This is a genomic window from Hymenobacter cavernae, assembly GCF_014641455.1.
Taxonomy (GTDB): domain Bacteria; phylum Bacteroidota; class Bacteroidia; order Cytophagales; family Hymenobacteraceae; genus Hymenobacter; species Hymenobacter cavernae.
The window spans coordinates 161,720-178,249 of the sequence record NZ_BMHT01000001.1 but is presented as its reverse complement, the minus strand read 5'-3'; the positions used below and the strand labels follow the sequence as shown (position 1 = coordinate 178,249).

14 protein-coding genes are annotated in these 16,530 nt (G+C 56.2%); 3 read left to right on the top strand and 11 right to left on the bottom strand.

All coding sequences use genetic code 11. From position 1 onward, the window contains the following. The first annotated feature begins 148 nt into the window (after positions 1–148). Positions 149–1,090, top strand: coding sequence for a GDP-L-fucose synthase family protein (locus tag IEX74_RS00745; protein WP_188809996.1), 942 nt, complete (start codon positions 149–151; stop codon positions 1,088–1,090). A 128-nt stretch (positions 1,091–1,218) separates the two neighbouring features. Beyond that, positions 1,219–2,328, top strand: a complete 1,110-nt coding sequence (gene gmd, locus IEX74_RS00740) for a GDP-mannose 4,6-dehydratase (RefSeq protein ID WP_188809994.1) — start codon at positions 1,219–1,221, stop codon at positions 2,326–2,328. 95 nt (positions 2,329–2,423) lie between these two features. Here the strand turns inward: gmd and IEX74_RS00735 are convergent, their stop codons facing one another. From IEX74_RS00735 to IEX74_RS00705, 7 genes are all read right to left on the bottom strand, one after another. Then, entirely contained in the window at positions 2,424–4,496 is a 2,073-nt protein-coding gene (locus IEX74_RS00735; RefSeq protein ID WP_188809992.1) for a beta-N-acetylhexosaminidase, read from the bottom strand. 50 nt (positions 4,497–4,546) lie between these two features. Next, the gene (locus tag IEX74_RS00730) at positions 4,547–5,896 is read right to left on the bottom strand and encodes a DUF58 domain-containing protein (RefSeq protein WP_188809990.1); all 1,350 of its coding nucleotides are present in this window, start codon (positions 5,894–5,896) and stop codon (positions 4,547–4,549) included. Positions 5,897–6,018: 122 nt separating this feature from the next. Then, positions 6,019–7,053, bottom strand: a complete 1,035-nt coding sequence (locus IEX74_RS00725) for an AAA family ATPase (protein ID WP_188809988.1) — start codon at positions 7,051–7,053, stop codon at positions 6,019–6,021. 53 nt (positions 7,054–7,106) lie between these two features. Continuing rightward, positions 7,107–8,357: a DUF4350 domain-containing protein gene (locus IEX74_RS00720; protein WP_188809986.1), complete on the bottom strand. Its 1,251-nt coding sequence runs from the start codon at positions 8,355–8,357 to the stop codon at positions 7,107–7,109. Further along, positions 8,357–9,073 carry a DUF4129 domain-containing protein gene (locus IEX74_RS00715; protein ID WP_188809984.1) on the bottom strand — a complete coding sequence of 239 codons (717 nt, stop codon included), beginning with the start codon at positions 9,071–9,073 and terminating at the stop codon, positions 8,357–8,359. Before IEX74_RS00715 ends, IEX74_RS00720 begins: the two co-directional genes overlap by 1 nt. Positions 9,074–9,212: 139 nt before the next feature. Next, entirely contained in the window at positions 9,213–10,238 is a 1,026-nt protein-coding gene (locus IEX74_RS00710) for a YesL family protein (protein ID WP_188809982.1), read from the bottom strand. Between the two features lie 6 nt (positions 10,239–10,244). Then, positions 10,245–11,201 carry a stage II sporulation protein M gene (locus IEX74_RS00705; RefSeq protein ID WP_188809980.1) on the bottom strand — a complete coding sequence of 319 codons (957 nt, stop codon included), beginning with the start codon at positions 11,199–11,201 and terminating at the stop codon, positions 10,245–10,247. 118 nt (positions 11,202–11,319) lie between these two features. Here IEX74_RS00705 and IEX74_RS00700 point away from each other — a divergent pair, with 118 nt between their 5' ends. Continuing rightward, on the top strand, positions 11,320–12,045 hold the full coding sequence (locus tag IEX74_RS00700; RefSeq protein ID WP_188809978.1) for an RDD family protein: 726 nt from the start codon (positions 11,320–11,322) through the stop codon (positions 12,043–12,045). Positions 12,046–12,124: 79 nt separating this feature from the next. On the opposite strand, the gene IEX74_RS00695 is transcribed toward IEX74_RS00700, so the two are convergent. From IEX74_RS00695 to IEX74_RS00680, 4 genes are all read right to left on the bottom strand, one after another. Further along, positions 12,125–12,844, bottom strand: coding sequence for an SDR family oxidoreductase (locus IEX74_RS00695; RefSeq protein WP_188809976.1), 720 nt, complete (start codon positions 12,842–12,844; stop codon positions 12,125–12,127). A gap of 158 nt (positions 12,845–13,002) precedes the next feature. After that, complete coding sequence (locus tag IEX74_RS00690) at positions 13,003–14,655, bottom strand: bifunctional GNAT family N-acetyltransferase/carbon-nitrogen hydrolase family protein (protein WP_188811316.1); 1,653 nt, start codon at positions 14,653–14,655, stop codon at positions 13,003–13,005. Positions 14,656–14,942: 287 nt separating this feature from the next. Then, positions 14,943–15,599 (bottom strand): 3-oxoacid CoA-transferase subunit B, encoded by a 657-nt coding sequence (locus tag IEX74_RS00685; RefSeq protein ID WP_188809974.1) that lies wholly within the window; start codon positions 15,597–15,599, stop codon positions 14,943–14,945. A 142-nt stretch (positions 15,600–15,741) separates the two neighbouring features. Beyond that, positions 15,742–16,440 (bottom strand): CoA transferase subunit A, encoded by a 699-nt coding sequence (locus tag IEX74_RS00680; protein ID WP_188809973.1) that lies wholly within the window; start codon positions 16,438–16,440, stop codon positions 15,742–15,744. Positions 16,441–16,530 lie beyond the last annotated feature (90 nt).

Below are 16,530 nucleotides of genomic sequence, written 5' to 3'. Positions count from 1 at the left end.
ATTTGCGGGCGTTTACGAGGTGACCTGTAATTTTTCTATTCTATCTGGATAAAGTTTAAATGGTATATGTCGAACAAACAATTTACTTTTGCTCATGTGCGTGTGCTCGAGATACTCTGGAGGGCCAGCTTAATAATATCATTCTACTATGAATCTTGAAGCTCCGGTATATATTGCCGGCCATCGTGGCATGGTCGGTTCGGCCATCCTACGGCGAATGCAAAAGGCTGGTCATAAGAACTTTATCCTGCGTAGCTCCTCGGAGCTAGACCTGCGTGACCAGGCAGCAGTAGCTGCTTTCTTCGCAGAAGAAAAACCCGTGTATGTCGTGTTGGCAGCCGCGAAAGTAGGAGGCATCCTTGCCAATAACACCTACCGCGCCGACTTCATCTACGACAATCTGATGATCGAAAGCAACGTGATTCATCAGAGCTACGTGCACGGTGTCGAGAAACTGCTTTTCCTGGGTTCTTCCTGCATTTACCCAAAACTGGCTCCACAGCCGTTACAAGAAGACTCGCTGCTGACGGGCTTGCTGGAAGAAACCAACGAGCCGTATGCCGTTGCCAAAATTGCGGGTATCAAGATGTGCGATGCGTATCGCAGCCAGTACGGAGCCAACTTCATCTCGGCGATGCCGACGAACCTGTACGGACCTAATGACAACTATGATCTGAAAGGCTCGCATGTGCTACCAGCCCTACTCCGCAAGTTCCACGAAGCCAAGCTCAACAACGCGCCCGAAGTGGAAATCTGGGGCACAGGCACGCCCCGCCGGGAGTTTCTGTACGCCGACGACCTGGCGGATGCCTGCTATTTCCTGCTACAAAACTTCAATGAGCCGGGCTTCGTCAACGTCGGTACGGGCGAAGATGTGACTATTGCGGAGCTGGCCGGGCTGGTCAAGTCGATTGTCGGTTACGAAGGGGAGCTGCGCTTCAATTCAAGCTACCCGGATGGCACGCCGCGGAAGCTCATGGACGTGAGTAAGCTGACCAACCTAGGTTGGAAATACACAACCAAGCTAGAGGACGGAGTGCGCAAAGCCTACGCAGAGTTTCTGGCCAAAGCGCCCGAAGTAGCTCGGTAGTAATTTATTAATTCTTACATTGTTAGTGGCCTTCGGCTGCTAAAAACATATAAGCTGCTTACCGAGCGGAGCTAATCCGCTTGGTAGCGCTGCTGAAACATAATTAACCAAGTCAAAAAACTTTCCTCATGAAGGTCGCTCTAATCACAGGCATCACAGGACAAGATGGGTCCTACTTAGCGGAGCTTCTGCTCAGCAAAGGCTACGAAGTACACGGCGTAAAGCGTCGTACCTCGCTGTTCAACACCGACCGCGTTGACCACCTCTACGAGGGCAACTCGCCCGACGCCAAGTTCAAGCTGCACTTCGGCGACCTTTCGGACACTACCAACATGATTCGCCTGATTCAGGAGATTCAGCCCGACGAAATCTATAACCTAGGTGCCATGTCGCACGTGAAGGTGTCGTTCGATGAGCCGGAGTACGTGGCTAACGTTGACGGTATCGGTACGCTGCGTATCCTGGAAGCTATCCGCATTCTCGGTCTGACCAAGAAAACCCGGATCTATCAGGCTTCTACCTCAGAGCTGTACGGCCTAGTGCAGGAAGTGCCGCAGTCGGAAAGAACGCCGTTCTATCCTCGCTCACCTTATGCTGTTGCCAAGCTATACGGCTACTGGATTACGGTTAACTACCGGGAAGCTTATGGCATGTATGCCGTTAACGGCATCCTTTTCAACCACGAGTCGCCGATGCGTGGTGAAACCTTCGTTACCCGCAAAATTACCCGCGGTGTAGCCCAGATCGTGACAGAGATGCAGGAATGCATCGAGCTAGGCAACCTGGACGCGCGCCGCGACTGGGGCCACGCTAAAGACTACGTAGAAGCTATGTGGCTCATTCTGCAACAGGATGAACCGGAGGACTTCGTTATTGCTACCGGTGTTACGACCACTGTGCGCGACTTTATCCGGATGGCTTTCGCTGAAGTAGGCGTAGAAGTAACATTCACTGGTGAAGGTGTGAACGAAATCGGAACGGTTTCGAAGTGCAATGATCCTGAGTATCAACTGCCAATCGGCCAAGTGGTAGTAAAAGTAAACCCAGAGTATTTCCGTCCGACGGAAGTAGAACTGCTCATCGGTGATCCGACCAAGTGCAAAGAAAAGCTAGGTTGGGAGCCCAAGTACGACCTGGCTGCGCTGGTAAGCGAGATGGTTAGCGCCGACGTGAGCCTGTTCAAGCGCGACAAGTATCTGCTGAAAGGCGGCCACAAAGTGTTCAGCTACAAAGAGTAGTCGGACTTTGCGCCAACACAAAAAGGCCGGGCTTCACAAAGCCCGGCCTTTTTGCTTGATAAATGGTTCAAGCTTTCTTCGAGTTAGTCAGCACATCATTTAGCGGCAATCAGCTTTCGAATGCTTTCTACAATAGCTAGTTCTGCTTGGCCGGCGGGCGCTTTGGCGGCTTCTACCTGCCGCAAAGCTGCTGCCTGCCAGGCCGCAGTTGGCTGCTCTCCCTTTTCCAGCAAACGCAACCGCTCCAGACCTAGGACCGCAAGCGTAGCAAGCTGAGTAGACAACGGAGCGTATTCGCGTAAGAATGGCTCCGCGGTTAATAGCGGCTGCACCCGCGCATCATTGGCTTTCCATTGTAGTAGCGTGGTGCGTAACGTGTTCAGCGTCAGCGATGCTTGGTCGTTTCTGGGGAGCTTGCCTGCTGGCGGGCTCGCCACGTATTGCAGCAGTTGATTGACATTGACGCCAAACTGCCGCGCCGCTTCGGCTTCGGGCAGAGCGGCATCTACCAGGCGGTTCAATGGCGTTTGGGTCGTGTAGCTAAAGCCTTGCCGATGGCGTTTGTACTCCTTCACTGGCTCCAGCACGCTGGCCAGCATCGTGAGAGAGGCTAGGTTCTGTTGGCCCGCAAGCTGCAAAAGCAACTGTTCGGGTGCGCGGCGGTGTTGCAGACCTAGGTTTTCTAACTCACTGGAAGTACTTGCCAACCGCCGGTACATATCTGGCACATCGCGCACGGTAGCCGGCGACCATAGCCGCTCGGCAACGGCAGCGGCTCGGGGCCAAATGCGGCTGTCAATTATCGTTGAATCGGCAAATTCGGCCCACATAGTGGCCTCGCCACCTAGCACACGCCGTTGCTGTTCGGGGGTGAGCGGAGCGTCGGCTGGGAGTGGGTCGTTGAGATAGTGCGTAGCGGCGCTGTAGTTCAGGTCGATATAGTAGCCGTTGGAAAGCAGCGCCTGGTGGCCGGCCTTCACCGCTTCATACAGAGCTTTGTGCCCACGCCAGCTCTGGATAACAGCTTCCTGCGGAAGATCAGGCCCAAAAATTTCGTCCCAGCCGACCATTATTTTACCTTGTTTGGTGAACAGGGGCAGGATGCGCCGGTTGAAGGCAGTTTGGAGAGCGTGCGTATCAAACTTGCCATTCTCCTTCACCATCTTGTTAGCGCGCATGTACTCCGCAATGCGCGGATTGCGTCGCCACTGCTGCCCATTGTTTTCATCGCCCCCAATGTGAAAATACGGGTCCTGAAACAAGGTCGTCATTTCGGTGAGCAGCGTATCGAGCAGTTGATACGTAGTTTCGCGGGTCGGATCAATGGCGATGTTGAGTACACCCCAGCGTTGAGCCGGCGCGTACGTGGAATCGTTGCTGGCCAGCACCGGGTAGGCCGCAATTAAGGCTGTGGTGTGGCCGGGTAAGTCAAACTCCGGCACTACCCGGATGCCCCGCTCCGCCGCATACCGCACCACCACGCGCACCTGCGCCTGGCTGTAGTACTGCCCAGCCGCGGCCACTTGCTGCAACCTAGGTAAGGACTTGCTTTCCACCCGAAAGCCTTGGTCGTCGGATAAGTGCCAGTGCAACACGTTGAGCTTCATAGCTGCCATGCCATCAAGGTTGCGCTTAATAACAGAGACTGGCATAAAGTGCCGGGCAGCGTCAATTAGCAAACCCCGCCACGGAAAGCGTGGCTGGTCGGTGATATCAACTTCGGGGAAGTAGTAGCTCTTCTTCTCGTGCGTGAGCAATTGCTCCAGCGTAGCTAGGCCACGCAGTGCACCTAGGCTGGTGGCGGAGGTAAGCGCAATGCCGACCGGCGTGACGCGCAGACTATACGATTCGTCTTCACCTAGCTTCACTTCGCCAACCCGGCCGTAGCGGATCGTCAGGGCTGGGCGGGGTTGCTTGAGGCCGGTTATTCTGGCTAGCCGAACCAGAAAACGATTGGCAGCAGCACGCACGGCGGGGTCCTGATCACTATCGAACTGAATGCCGGTACCTAGCCCCGATTTGAGCGTGAAATGATTGGCGCCCCAGGTAAGCTGCGCCGGCACAGGCATCAGCTGACGGGTGTCAGTGGGCTGCGTTTGTGCGATAAATGAACATAAAACCAGGTAGCTACACAGCAGCAAACGGCCAAAATGAAGCGAAAAACACATGGTAGAACGGGAAGGTGGAAGGCGGAAAGGTATTAAAACCATTCCAGAGCCTAGATCATCCCCCGCGACTTGAACTCAAGGTATTTGTTTATCGTGTTGATCGTCAGCTGGTCGGGTGCGGTGAGTAGAGCGTGAATGCCGTAGCGTTGCAGCTCACGCACGATCTGGCGCTTTTCCTGGGCGAACTTCTCGGCAATCGTCTGGTTGTAAACTTCTTCCGTTGTTTCGGCGGGCGAGTTTAGGAAAAGATCCAGCTCAGTATTTTCGAAGAAGACAACCAGCAGCAGATGGTCTTTGGCGAGGCGGCGCAGGTAAGGCAACTGGCGCTGTAAGCCGCTCAGCGTCTCGAAGTTGGTGAATAGAATCAGCAGGCTACGCTGCCGGATTTTGGCTTTGATATTGGTGTAAAGCAGCTCAAAATCAGTTTCGAGGTATTTGGTGCGCTGTCGGTAAAGCACTTCCAGCAGCTTGAGCAAATGGCCGCTACGACGGTCCGCGGGTACAACAGCGCTGAGCTGATTGGAGAACGTGACCAGCCCCGCTTTATCGTGCTTGATCAGGGCAATGTTGCTGACTATCAGCGTGGCATTGATGGCATAATCCAGCAGACTCAGGCCCGCGAACGGCATGCGCATCACCCGTCCTTTATCGATCAGGCAATAGACCTGTTGAGCGCGTTCATCCTGGAAGTGATTGACTACCAGCGTATCCGTGTCTGCATTGGAGCGGCGAGCCGAGGCCTTCCAGTTGATGGTTCGTGGATCGTCGCCGGCTACGTAGGGCCGGATCTGCTCGAACTCCAGGCTGTGACCTACGCGCTGAATGCGCTTCACGCCTACTTCCGTCAGGCGGTTGCTGATAGCCAGCAGCTCGTACTGGCGCATTTGCAAAAACGACGGATACACCGGCACCACCTGATCTGGCCCATAGCGAAAACGACGACGCACCAGTCCAATCGGTGAAGTCACGAACACGTTCACGGCTCCAAACTGGTATTCGCCTCGCTTGGTAGGCCGCAGTTGGTAGCGGATGATAGTGGTTTCGCCAGCTTTCAGCTCTGCCCGAAACAGCACATCACGCCGTTGAAACTGCACCGGAATTTCATCAATCGTCCGGGTGCTGACGGGGAAACGATAGTGGTTTTCGAGGTAAATAGCTAGGTCGTTGTCGCTGCCATTAGCAAGCTTGTCGCCTAGCACGCGCCGCCCAAAAACGTGGCCCGCGCCGTTGCGGCCGGGCGTGTAGAGCAATAGGCCATCCAGCAAAGTCAGCACTACAAGTAAGGCTAGCACTACCTGCAAGGGCACGAGCAGCACCGGCAGAAAAAACGCCACTACCAGCCCCGTTACTACAGCCGCTAGCACCAGAAAGAACCGGGAAGTAAGATAGAGCGACTTCACTTTTCAGTTACTAGTTAACATTTACCAATTAACATCTGTCAGTTATCAGTTATCCGCGTTTGGCTACTCACACCTAGGTGAGTTGTGCAGTGATAATTGGTAACTGTTAATTGTTAACTGAACTACCTAGGTACCTCTAGCTGCTGAATGATTTGTTTCACCACGTCATCTGGTGCGGTTCCTTCCATTTCGCGCTCGGGGGTGAGCAGAATACGGTGACGCAGCACGGCCGGAGCGAGGAATTGCACGTCTTCGGGCGTTACGAAGTCGCGGCCGCGCAGGGCGGAAAGCGCTTTGGCACCGTTGAGCAGCGCCAAAGAAGCACGGGGCGAGGCACCTAGGTAGAGCGCCTTATGAGCCCGCGTATTGCCTACCAGCTGCGCAATGTATTCCAGTAGCTTCGGCTCGACGTGCTGCTGGCGAACCTGCTGGCGCAACGCCCGAATGTCGGCAGCACTCAGCACGGTGCTGACTGCCTCCAGCGGCGTGCCGCCGAAGCCTGCGTGATGGCCTTGCAGAATAGCCACTTCCTCCGCCGTGGTAGGGTAGCCAACGTTGATCTTAAATAGAAAGCGGTCGAGCTGGGCTTCAGGGAGGCGGTAGGTGCCTTCCTGCTCGATGGGGTTCTGGGTGGCCAGCACGAGAAAGGGCTCCTGCATCGGATACGTTGTGCCATCCTGCGTGATGTGACGCTCTTCCATCACCTCAAACAAGGCCGACTGCGTCTTGGCGGGGGCACGGTTTATTTCGTCAATCAGCACGACGCTGGCGAAGATAGGGCCGGGCCGAAACTCAAACTCGGCGCTATTGGGCCGAAAGATAGAGGTGCCGAGCACGTCGGACGGCATCATATCGGGGGTGAACTGGATGCGGCTAAACGGCACATCCAGGGTGCGGGCCAGCAACTTGGCAGTGAGCGTTTTGGCTACGCCCGGCACACCTTCCAGCAATACGTGGCCATCGGCCAGGATAGCGGTAAGCAGCAAGTCAATCAGCGCCTGCTGCCCGACAATGACTTTGCCTAGCTCTCGCCGGATAGCATCGGCGCTGGCTTGCAACCGGCTGAAATCAGCGCGGGGCGAGAACGGCGCGGCAGGCTGGGGCGAGTCAGGCGGCAGGGAAGAAGTAGAACCTAGGTCAGCGAAATCGTTTTCCATTAAATCAGTAGCTTTTGCAGATAGTAGCGACGAAATTGATTGTAGAGAAAGCCTTAGCGGGCATCGCGGCGAAAAGCACTTATCAGCCGGCTAAGCGTAAGCAGCTCAACGTCGGAGACGCGGGGAGCCGTGCGGGCGAAGTTGATGAGGCGCACCAGCTCGTCGACCCGGCCGCGGGCAAGTCCTGACTTCTGGGCCAGCCTTTCCCGAAACTGCTCATCAGCGATATTCGTGGTATTCTCCTGAAAGCGCGTGCGGACGTACTCCAGAAACAAGCCGACTTTCTTTTCGGCAATAAGCTGATGGTTGCTGCCCTGCCGGTAGAGCGAGGCCACCGTGCGCGTGAATAGCAAAGTAGTGTTAGGCAACGGTTTCAGCACGGGAATAATGCGCTGCCGCCGCTTCGCTTCAAACAAGATAAACAATAGAATTCCAACTAAGCTGGCGTAAAAAGCCGTGCGTAGGGCCGGGTAGCGCAGCACCACACGCAACAGCGATTGTTGTCCCGGTCGCCCTTGCTTCTGGTATTCATCCCACCAGATGGTGCGCGGCGCGGGCAGATAGGAAAGACTAGCAAATGCAAAATCGCTAGTCTGGGGGCGCAGCACGTACAGGTTGGTGAAAGCAATCGGGACCGAGCACAGGTAGAAACTGCCGCGGCCATGCGCAAAGCGCAGCAGCACCGGCCGGTTTTGCGCGTCAGTCGCTAGTACCCTAGGTGCTGCTGCGCTGTCGAGGGTGAAGTGCATGTCCGCCAGCGACCTAGGATAGTGAAAGCGTCGACCCGAAGCGAGGCCCGCAGCGAAGCGCAGGGAAACCGAATCAGCGCGCAGTCGACCGGGAAAGTTGCGCAAGGGCCGTACGCGTGCGTCGGCATCCGTATCGAAGTGCAGCGTGTCGCTTAGCTGCGAATCAAATTCTTCGGCCGCGATAAAGACATTGTTGCCGCTGGCTACGAAGCGCAGCAACGCGTCACAATCCAGCGAATCGAAGCGGAAAGAGCGGTTGACGAAACAATAGTTGACATCATGGGGGAAATGGACTGTGCTGTCACGCTCAGGCGTGTCGGGGCTAGCTTCGGGATAAAGCTGATTGAAGATCGGCTCCCGCACTGTTTGTACCCGGCGGCCAAACAGATCCGGCAGCAAGTCAAACAGCGCGTACGTGCCGTACGGAATCTTGTCGTGGTTGATGAAGGTGGGCGTGCGGTTGACGGGCTTCGGCCGGTTATACTCGACCAGCACATACGCCCCGAACAGGACGACCAGACCCAGCAGATACAGTTGAAAACGACGATCTTTCATTAGGCGGCGTGCGGCGTAAGAAGCTGCAAAAGCGCCAGGCGCGCCTCACGAGCCAAGGCATACTGAGCGGCCGTGAGCGGCAGCTCGCCGTACCAGGCATATTCGAACTGCCGGGCCACTTGCCCAAAAGCAGCGTGCAACGGTCCGGCGGGTACTTCGGCCAGGTAGTCGGCATTGGTTTTCTCCGGGCGCCAAGTGAGCAGGCCGCGGTCGGTGAGCTGTTTGAGCACGCTGAGAAAACCTAGGCGCACCGCCAAGCGGTAGTCGCCGGCAGCTTCGGCTTCGGCAATGCGCGCGGGAAAGTCTACCGCGTGAATGTCTTCTCCTTCAGTAGTGTAGGCCAAAGGCATGCGTTGCGGATTGCGGCCGAAAGCGCCGGTTAGGTCTACTTTGAGCAGGCGCAGCACGATGAAAACAAAAGCCACCAGAAAAGCGCCGTAAACCAGATAGCGCCAGCCGTGCTGGTACGCGGGGCGGTTCAGCAAGCGACCTAGCCAGCGCCGAAAGCGGTACCAGAATGAATCCCAGGCGCTGGTCTGGGGCACCGGCTCCATCTCGTATTGCAGCTCCCGCTGGCTGCGCAGCGCTTTCAGCCGCTCCGCTGTGGGGCGCCGCAAGGAGACTTGCTCCGGCGCGGCTGCCAGCTGCAACTGCCGGGGCGCCAACGACTGCGACTCCGCTACGAGCGGCTCCCCGAGCGAAGCTAGCAGCAGCAAAGCGCAGCAGCTACGCCGCAACGGCGGCAAAGCTAGCTTTGCATTAAAAAATGAAAGGAAGAACCGCAAAATAGTCGACCGGAAGCGCCGCAGCAGGGGAGAGTATTGTCGAGAAAGGCGATAGGTGATAGGGTAGAGGCTAGTAATCACCTTCTTCCTCGGGGCGGTAGTGGTCGTCTGGGTGCAGGGGTGCGGCCGCGGCGGGTTGCCCCAGACGGTCGACCAAAGAGCGGAGCCCTTCGCCGTCCTTGCGCTCTACCAGGTTGAAGTATTGAAAAGCCAAGGCGATGAAGATGAGGGTGTATAGAAGCATTATAGCGATGGTGCTGAAGCTGTTGGCTGCTACCGTCAGGATGGGGCTGACCGGGGTATCGTCGGGCTTCACAAGAGACCAGACATTCAGGAAGCTAACGGGCATGACCAGCACCAACATAATCAAACTCACGATCATGCTCATCACCACAAGCAGTCCGAAAGTTGACCACCACTTTCCCCAAATCAGGTAAAAGCAGCGACGTAGCGTAGCAAAGAAACCTAGCTCTTCGCGCACCCAAATGATGAAGAAGAGGCTAAGCGTGACTCCCATGTAAAGAAAGGCACAGTAGCAAACCGGTATCAGTAAGAACAGAAACGCCACCCCACCGGAGCTTCCGGCACCTAGCCCTCCCAGAAATACCATTCCGAAAAAGGGTATAAACAGCAGCATGAAGCAGATGGCCAGTCCTATAAAAGCCAAGATGGTGCCGAGCAGGCGCCGCCGCACAAACGCCCACACTTCTGCCACGGATATCTCTGCAGTCGGATCTTCCTGGTGCAGCCGTAGCACCATGTAGCCATACACCGTCAGGATGCCAAGCGCAAAAGTGATGAGACCTGTGACAACAAAGAGTAACGATTGTGGCACCTGCTCGCTGAAAGAGAAGTAGTTCATTGTGCCACCAGTTCGACTAGCAATAGTAGCTGCTCTGAAGTAGCTGCCCAGCCGCGCTTGGAGCAGTCCCACCATAATTCCATTTAGCAGCGCAATGGGCAGCACAATGTAAAGCAGGCACTTGCCAAGCGGCTTGAAGTGCGCTCGTATAAAGTCGAACGTGGCTTCGAGCTTCTGGCCGAAATCGCGCTCTTTCAGGAAGTCGGCGGGTTGCGTAAAGGAAAGACGAGGCATAGAAACCTAGGATAGTTGATGATCAGCAAGCCGCTGCAAACGAAGCGGATAAAAGATAAAATACCAGATGATAAAGCTCAGCGAGCCGCCGATGATGAGCAGGCTCAGGCCCAGCGGCATTTCGGTGTGGCGGGTCACGAAGCTTTCCAGGAAGCCGGCCACCACGAAGATGGGCACCAGCCCGATAGCTAGCTTTAGTCCGTCGCGGGCGCCGCGCCGAAACGATTCGGTGCGCGAGAAGGTACCCGGAAACAAAATGCTGTTGCCCATCACAAAGCCCGCGCCACCAGCCAGCACAATAGCTGAAATCTCCAGTGTGCCGTGTATCCAGATCGTCAGCGCCGACTGAATACCTAGGCCTTTCGCCACAAAAAAGTACTGAAACGAGCCGAGCATCAGCCCATTCGTGAACAATGAATAGGCTGTGCCGAAGGAGAGCAGCACACCCATGGCGAAGGTGCGCAGCGCCACATAAATGTTGTTGCTGGTGATATACAGAAACATCGTGCTTTCACCTGCGCTTTTGTAAACGGCCATTGGGTCGCCGCGCTCGATGTTGTGCAGCGTTTGATTGACATATTGGTCGCCGAGCACCACGCGCACGAAGGTATCGTCGTAGGCGGCGGAAAGCGCCCCGATGCCTGTCGCCAGCAAAAAGAAAACCAGTGCCCAAGCAAGCTGCCGGTGCGAACGAGCCACCAGCAAGGGCAGCTCGTGGCGCCAAAACCGGCCAAAACGCCCTGTGCGCTCCTTTTTGTTTTTGTAGATAGCTTGGTGTAGCTTGCCTGTGAGGTCGTTGAGATACTGCGTGGTAGGCGACTCGGGGTAAAACGTGCGGGCAAACGACAAGTCGTCGGTGAGTTCTATAAACCGAGCCGCCAGCTCATCCGGGCCCTGGGCGGGTTGCGTTTCGTAAAGCCGCCACTTTTCGGCATTCTGACGTAGGAATACAGCTTCGCGCATAGTTATCAAACACGGGAATAAACAAAAGACGAGCTGTAGGCCAAGGCCGCAAAAGCTAGCTAGACAAATATATTCATAATCTCCTACGGCTCCCAAAGCGCAGGCATTTACCTTTTCTATGAGCACGATTCGCGTTCAGACAACCCAGAATGTTACAATTGAGTACGAGGTGGCCAGCGTCGGCGACCGGATTATTGCCACCATCCTCGACTATCTGGTGCTCTTCGTGTGGAGTGTTGTCGTCATTGGTATTGCTTCGCAGTTCGGGCAAACGGCTTTGGTCGTTCTAGCCATCGGGCTGGTCGGGGTGCCCTATTTATTTTATCATCTGATCAGCGAGGTGTTTTTCAACGGGCAGAGCCTGGGTAAACGCGCCCGCGACCTGAAAGTAGTTCGCCTCGACGGCGGCCGACCTAGCCTGGGCGACTATCTGCTGCGCTGGTTGCTGCGCCTGATCGATCTGGGCGTCTTCTCGGGAGCCGTTGCCGTCATTACGATCCTCATCAATGGCCACGGCCAGCGCCTCGGCGACCTTGCAGCCGGCACCACGGTGGTGCGCCTGCGGCCTGCTGCTGGTGCCGGGCGCGCAGCGGCGCATCTAGGTTCCCTCGACCCAAATTATCAGGTCGTGTTTCCGCAGGCAGCCAACTTGGCGGATCATGATGTGGCGCTTATTCGTCAGCTGCTGGCGCAAGGTCTGGAACGCCAGAACTATCTGCTGCTCAATGAAGTGGCAAACAAGGTGAAAAACCTGACCGGCATTTACACCACGTTGTCGGACGAAGCATTCCTGCGCACGCTACTGCGCGACCATGCACACCTGGCAAGCGAAGGCGCATATTAATCAGGAGCAAATCAGGAGAAAAAACAAGGGTGACTTTCTCCGGAAAGTCACCCTTTTCTTATTAAAAGCTGTACCTAGCTTACCACGGCACTGGTTGTCCCTGCCACGTCAGGAAGCTGCCGTTTTCTTCGGCGTGCAGCTGATCGGCAATACGGATAATGCCACGAGCCGAGTCGGAAGGAGGGAGCGTAGCGCCAGTGCCACCCATACCCGTCCGGACCCAGCCCGGATCGACCAGCACCGATATTAGACCGTAGTGGCCAACTTCAGCGGCCAAGGAGCGCATGTACATGTTCAAGGCGGCCTTGCTGGCGCTGTAGTGGTATGGGTCGCCGGAGCTTTTCCACGTCAGCGAACCTAGCCCGGACGACAAGCTCAGAATGCGTGCTTTGATTCCATTTTGCAATAAATCCAGAAACTGCTGTGCGACCAGGATAGGACCTAGGGCATTGGTTTGCATCACGTAGATGGCGCCTTGCCCGGTCAGCTGACCCAGGCGCTGATTCGTCGGCTCATCGGCGCTGGCGCCAGGGTAGATGCCGGCGTTGTTGATGAGCACTTCCAGGCCGTCGGTTTTGGCCCGCACGGCTTTATGTGCCTCGCTGATGGAGGCCTCATCGGTCACGTCGAGGGCGATAAGAATGAGCTTGTCGGAATACTGCGACTGGAGCTGCTGCAACTCAGTGGCGGCGTCAGGCTGGCGGCTGGCGGCAAAAACCTGGTCGCCGCGCTCCAGATATTGGCGGGTAAGCTCAAGACCCAGGCCCCGGTTAGCTCCGGTAATAAGGATGCGTTTCATGGGAGAGACGGTGAAATATGGTAACAAGGACTCGAATATAGGACCATTCGCCTGTTCTTCATGCGCTACAACCCTCAGGAGTCTGACAGACGCAAAAAGGCCAGCGGATAAATCTATCCGCTGGCCTAGCTTATACTCGTCAGAATGCAACCTAGGTCTTACTCGGCCAAGTGCGTTACAACGTGCGTAATCTTGCGCTTGCCTCCACGGGGCGCGCGCTCCTCGCCCTGAGCCAGCAGCTCGTCGTCGCGCTCAGTTTTCTTCACCCAACTCACTGAGTACAGGTCTTTGCGACGGTCACGGAGGTTACGCACCGCACCGCTGCTGTTCAGGTCCTTGAGCAAATCGAGGTCGAGGTCGGCAATGAGCGTCATCTCAGTGTTCGGCGTTGCTTCGGCCACAATGGCGTCGTGGGGAAAAGCAAAGTCCGACGGGCTGAACACGGCGCTCTGCGAGTACTGGATGTCCATGTTCTCCACGCGCGGCAGGTTGCCTACCGAACCCGTAATGGCCACGTAGCACTCGTTTTCAATGGCCCGCGCCTGCGCGCAGATGCGTACGCGCTGGTAGGCGTTCTTGGTATCGGTCCAGAAAGGCACGAACAGAATCTTCATGCCATCATCCGACAACATACGGGCGAGCTCCGGAAACTCAGCATCGTAGCACACCAGAATGCCGATTTTGCCGAAATCTGTGTCGAAGCACTTGAGCTTATCGCCGCCGCGCATGCCCCAATAGCTAGCTTCGTCGGGCGTGACGTGCAGCTTGTACTGCTCGTCCACGGTGCCGTCGCGGCGGCACAGATACGACACGTTGTAGAGCTTGCCCTCTTCGTACACCGGCATCGAGCCGGCAATAACGTTGATGTTATAACTCACAGCCAACTCCATGAACTTAGACTTGATTGGCTCCGTGAAGGCCGCCATCGAGCGGATAGCAATGGAAGCTGACTGTTCGTTGGTAAGCGCCATGAGCGGAGCGTTGAAAAACTCCGGAAACAGCACGCAGTCAGCTTTATAGCCGCTCACCGTATCCACGAAGAACTCAATCTGCTGGTAGAAGTCTTCCAGGCTGCTGGTGGCGCGCATCTGCCACTGCACAATGCCGATGCGCACATTCGACTTCTGGTTACCAATCAGCTTTTCCTCTTCCTCATAGTACACATTGATCCACTCCAGCAAGGTCGCAAACGCCTTCGACTCGGAGTCGTAGGGCAGGTAGCCTTTGATGATCTTACGAACGTGAAACTCGTTGGAGAGCTGGAACGTGAGAATCGGGTCCGTAATTTCCTTGTTGCGTACCATTTCCACGTACTTGGCGGGCGTCATCTCGTTGGCGTAGGCGGCATAGCCGGGAATACGGCCACCCGCTACCATGGCGCGCAGGTTCAGGTTCTCGCACAGCTCCTTACGTGCATCGTACAAGCGACGACCTAAGCGCAGTGAGCGGTACTCAGGGTCCACAAACACATCGACGCCGTAGAGGGTGTCGCCGTCGGCATTGTGGGTGTTGAACTTGCCGTTGCCGGTGATCTTAGCGTAGGTGTGCTTGTCGCCAAAGTCGCTGTATTGCACGATGATAGCCAGGGCCGCGGCTACCACCACGCCGTTGTCTTCAATGCAGATCTGACCTTCGGGAAACTTGCGCAGCAAGGCCGTGTACTCATCCGACGACCATGAGCCTTCCATGTTGGAATAAACCTTGTCCATGATGGCCTTCACGGCTTTGAAGTCGTTCTTTTTCAGCGTCCGGAGCACCAGTTTGTGCGCGGGTACGGCCGTGGGCGTCAGCAGCTCGCTCGTGCTCGGCATACCCGGCAATGATTGTTTTTTAGCGTGGCTACCACCGGTTTTGCCCGTTGAATTCGTTGCCATATAGTAGAATGAGATAATCGAAAGAAAGCCAAAGATACCTCGCTCGCACGGAGCAGCTAGGTTCATCTTACGGCTAGGCAACAAGTTTAGTGGCAAAAAGGCTCACTGCGCTGCGAGAGAATGCAAACAGCCAGACCTAGGTAGGACCGGCTGTTACAGCAATGTATTTAGCCGAGCGCGGCCACCAGATAGCTGTTCAGCGCACCCACAAGCGCGCCTACTACTTAGGCTCCTATCTCCGGCACCTCCCCTGATGGCACTACTAAGCGGCCCGCCGTAGCTGCAATAATCTGCTCGACCGACACGCCCGGCGCCCGCTCGCGCAGCACGAAGCCATCCGGCGTAACATCAAGCACGGCCAGGTCTGTCACTATCTTCTTCACGCAGTGCAGGCCCGTGATGGGTAACGTGCAGGCCGGCAGCAGCTTAGACGACCCGTCGCGGGCCGTATGCTGCATGGCGACAATGATGTTGCGGGCCGACGCTACCAAGTCCATGGCGCCGCCCATGCCTTTTACCATTTTGCCCGGAATCTTCCAGTTGGCAATGTCGCCCTGGTCGGAGACTTCCATAGCACCCAGGATCGTGAGGTCGACATGCTCCCCGCGGATCATGGCGAAGCTGTCGGCGGAGCTGAATAAGCTGGAGCCCGGTAGCGTCGTAACGGTCTGTTTGCCAGCATTAATAAGGTCAGGGTCAACTTCCTGCTCGCTGGGAAAAGGCCCCATTCCGAGCAGGCCATTTTCGGATTGCAGCACCACGTTGATACCCTGCGGAATGTAGTTAGCCACCAGCGTCGGAATGCCGATACCTAGGTTGACGTAAGAGCCGTCTTGTACTTCTTGCGCAATGCGCCGGGCGATGCCGTGTTTGTCGAGCATAGGGAATTTCGCTGATAAAAGTGGAACGTCATGCTGACGGTAGGAAGCATCTCGCGTGCAATACTAAACCTAGCTGAATAGGTTAGCTCTGCAACAACTGCACGCGAGTTGCTTCGACCAGCTCAGCAGGACAAAAACGTTTTTAGCTCTGGCGAACCGTGCGTTGCTCGATGCGCTTCTCGTAATTTTTGCCCTGGAAAATGCGCTGCACGAAGATGCCGGGCGTGTGAATCTGGTTGGGGTCCAGCTCGCCGGCGGGTACTAATTCTTCCACTTCCGCCACCGTGATTTTGCCGGCCGACGCCATCATCGGGTTGAAGTTGCGGGCGGTGCCTTTGTAGATGAGGTTGCCGGCGGTGTCGCCTTTCCAGGCTTTCACGAAGGCAAAATCGGCGTGCAAAGCGGTTTCCAGCAGATACATCTTGCCGTTGAACTCCCGGCTTTCCTTGCCTTCGCCCACCTCTGTGCCGTAGCCGGCGGGCGTGTAAAACGCCGGAATGCCCGCGCCGCCGGCCCGGCAGCGCTCAGCCAGCGTGCCCTGGGGAATCAGCTCCACTTCCAGCTCGCCAGAGAGTAGTTGGCGCTCAAACTCAGCGTTTTCGCCTACGTAGCTGGAAATCATCTTCTTCACCTGCCGCTGTTGCAACAGCAGCCCGATGCCGAAATCATCGACGCCGGCGTTATTAGAAATGCAGGTGAGGTTCTTTATGCCGAGGCGCAGCAGTTCCTGAATACTGTTTTCGGGGATGCCGCACAGGCCGAAGCCACCTAGCATCAGGGTCATGCCGTCGCGGATGCCTTGCAGCGCAGCCTGGGCGTCGGCTACTACTTTGTTAATCATAGGGGTGAGGGTGGGTGGAAGCAGCAAGGTAGGAGTTCACCGCGTTTCGCCCAAGTCCCTTCCCTAACAGCTAGCCTAGCTCCCTGCTGT

Coding starts and splice junctions, on each gene's coding strand:
- IEX74_RS00725 (WP_188809988.1), bottom strand. CDS start 7,053: ATGGAAAACGATTTCGCTGACCTAGGTTCTACTTCTTCCCTGCCGCCT.
- IEX74_RS00745 (WP_188809996.1), top strand. CDS start 149: ATGAATCTTGAAGCTCCGGTATATATTGCCGGCCATCGTGGCATGGTC.
- IEX74_RS00735 (WP_188809992.1), bottom strand. CDS start 4,496: ATGTGTTTTTCGCTTCATTTTGGCCGTTTGCTGCTGTGTAGCTACCTG.
- IEX74_RS00705 (WP_188809980.1), bottom strand. CDS start 11,201: ATGCGCGAAGCTGTATTCCTACGTCAGAATGCCGAAAAGTGGCGGCTT.
- IEX74_RS00685 (WP_188809974.1), bottom strand. CDS start 15,599: ATGCTCGACAAACACGGCATCGCCCGGCGCATTGCGCAAGAAGTACAA.
- IEX74_RS00695 (WP_188809976.1), bottom strand. CDS start 12,844: ATGAAACGCATCCTTATTACCGGAGCTAACCGGGGCCTGGGTCTTGAG.
- IEX74_RS00700 (WP_188809978.1), top strand. CDS start 11,320: ATGAGCACGATTCGCGTTCAGACAACCCAGAATGTTACAATTGAGTAC.
- IEX74_RS00690 (WP_188811316.1), bottom strand. CDS start 14,655: ATGCCGAGCACGAGCGAGCTGCTGACGCCCACGGCCGTACCCGCGCAC.
- IEX74_RS00720 (WP_188809986.1), bottom strand. CDS start 8,357: ATGAAAGATCGTCGTTTTCAACTGTATCTGCTGGGTCTGGTCGTCCTG.
- gmd (WP_188809994.1), top strand. CDS start 1,219: ATGAAGGTCGCTCTAATCACAGGCATCACAGGACAAGATGGGTCCTAC.
- IEX74_RS00680 (WP_188809973.1), bottom strand. CDS start 16,440: ATGATTAACAAAGTAGTAGCCGACGCCCAGGCTGCGCTGCAAGGCATC.
- IEX74_RS00710 (WP_188809982.1), bottom strand. CDS start 10,238: ATGCCTCGTCTTTCCTTTACGCAACCCGCCGACTTCCTGAAAGAGCGC.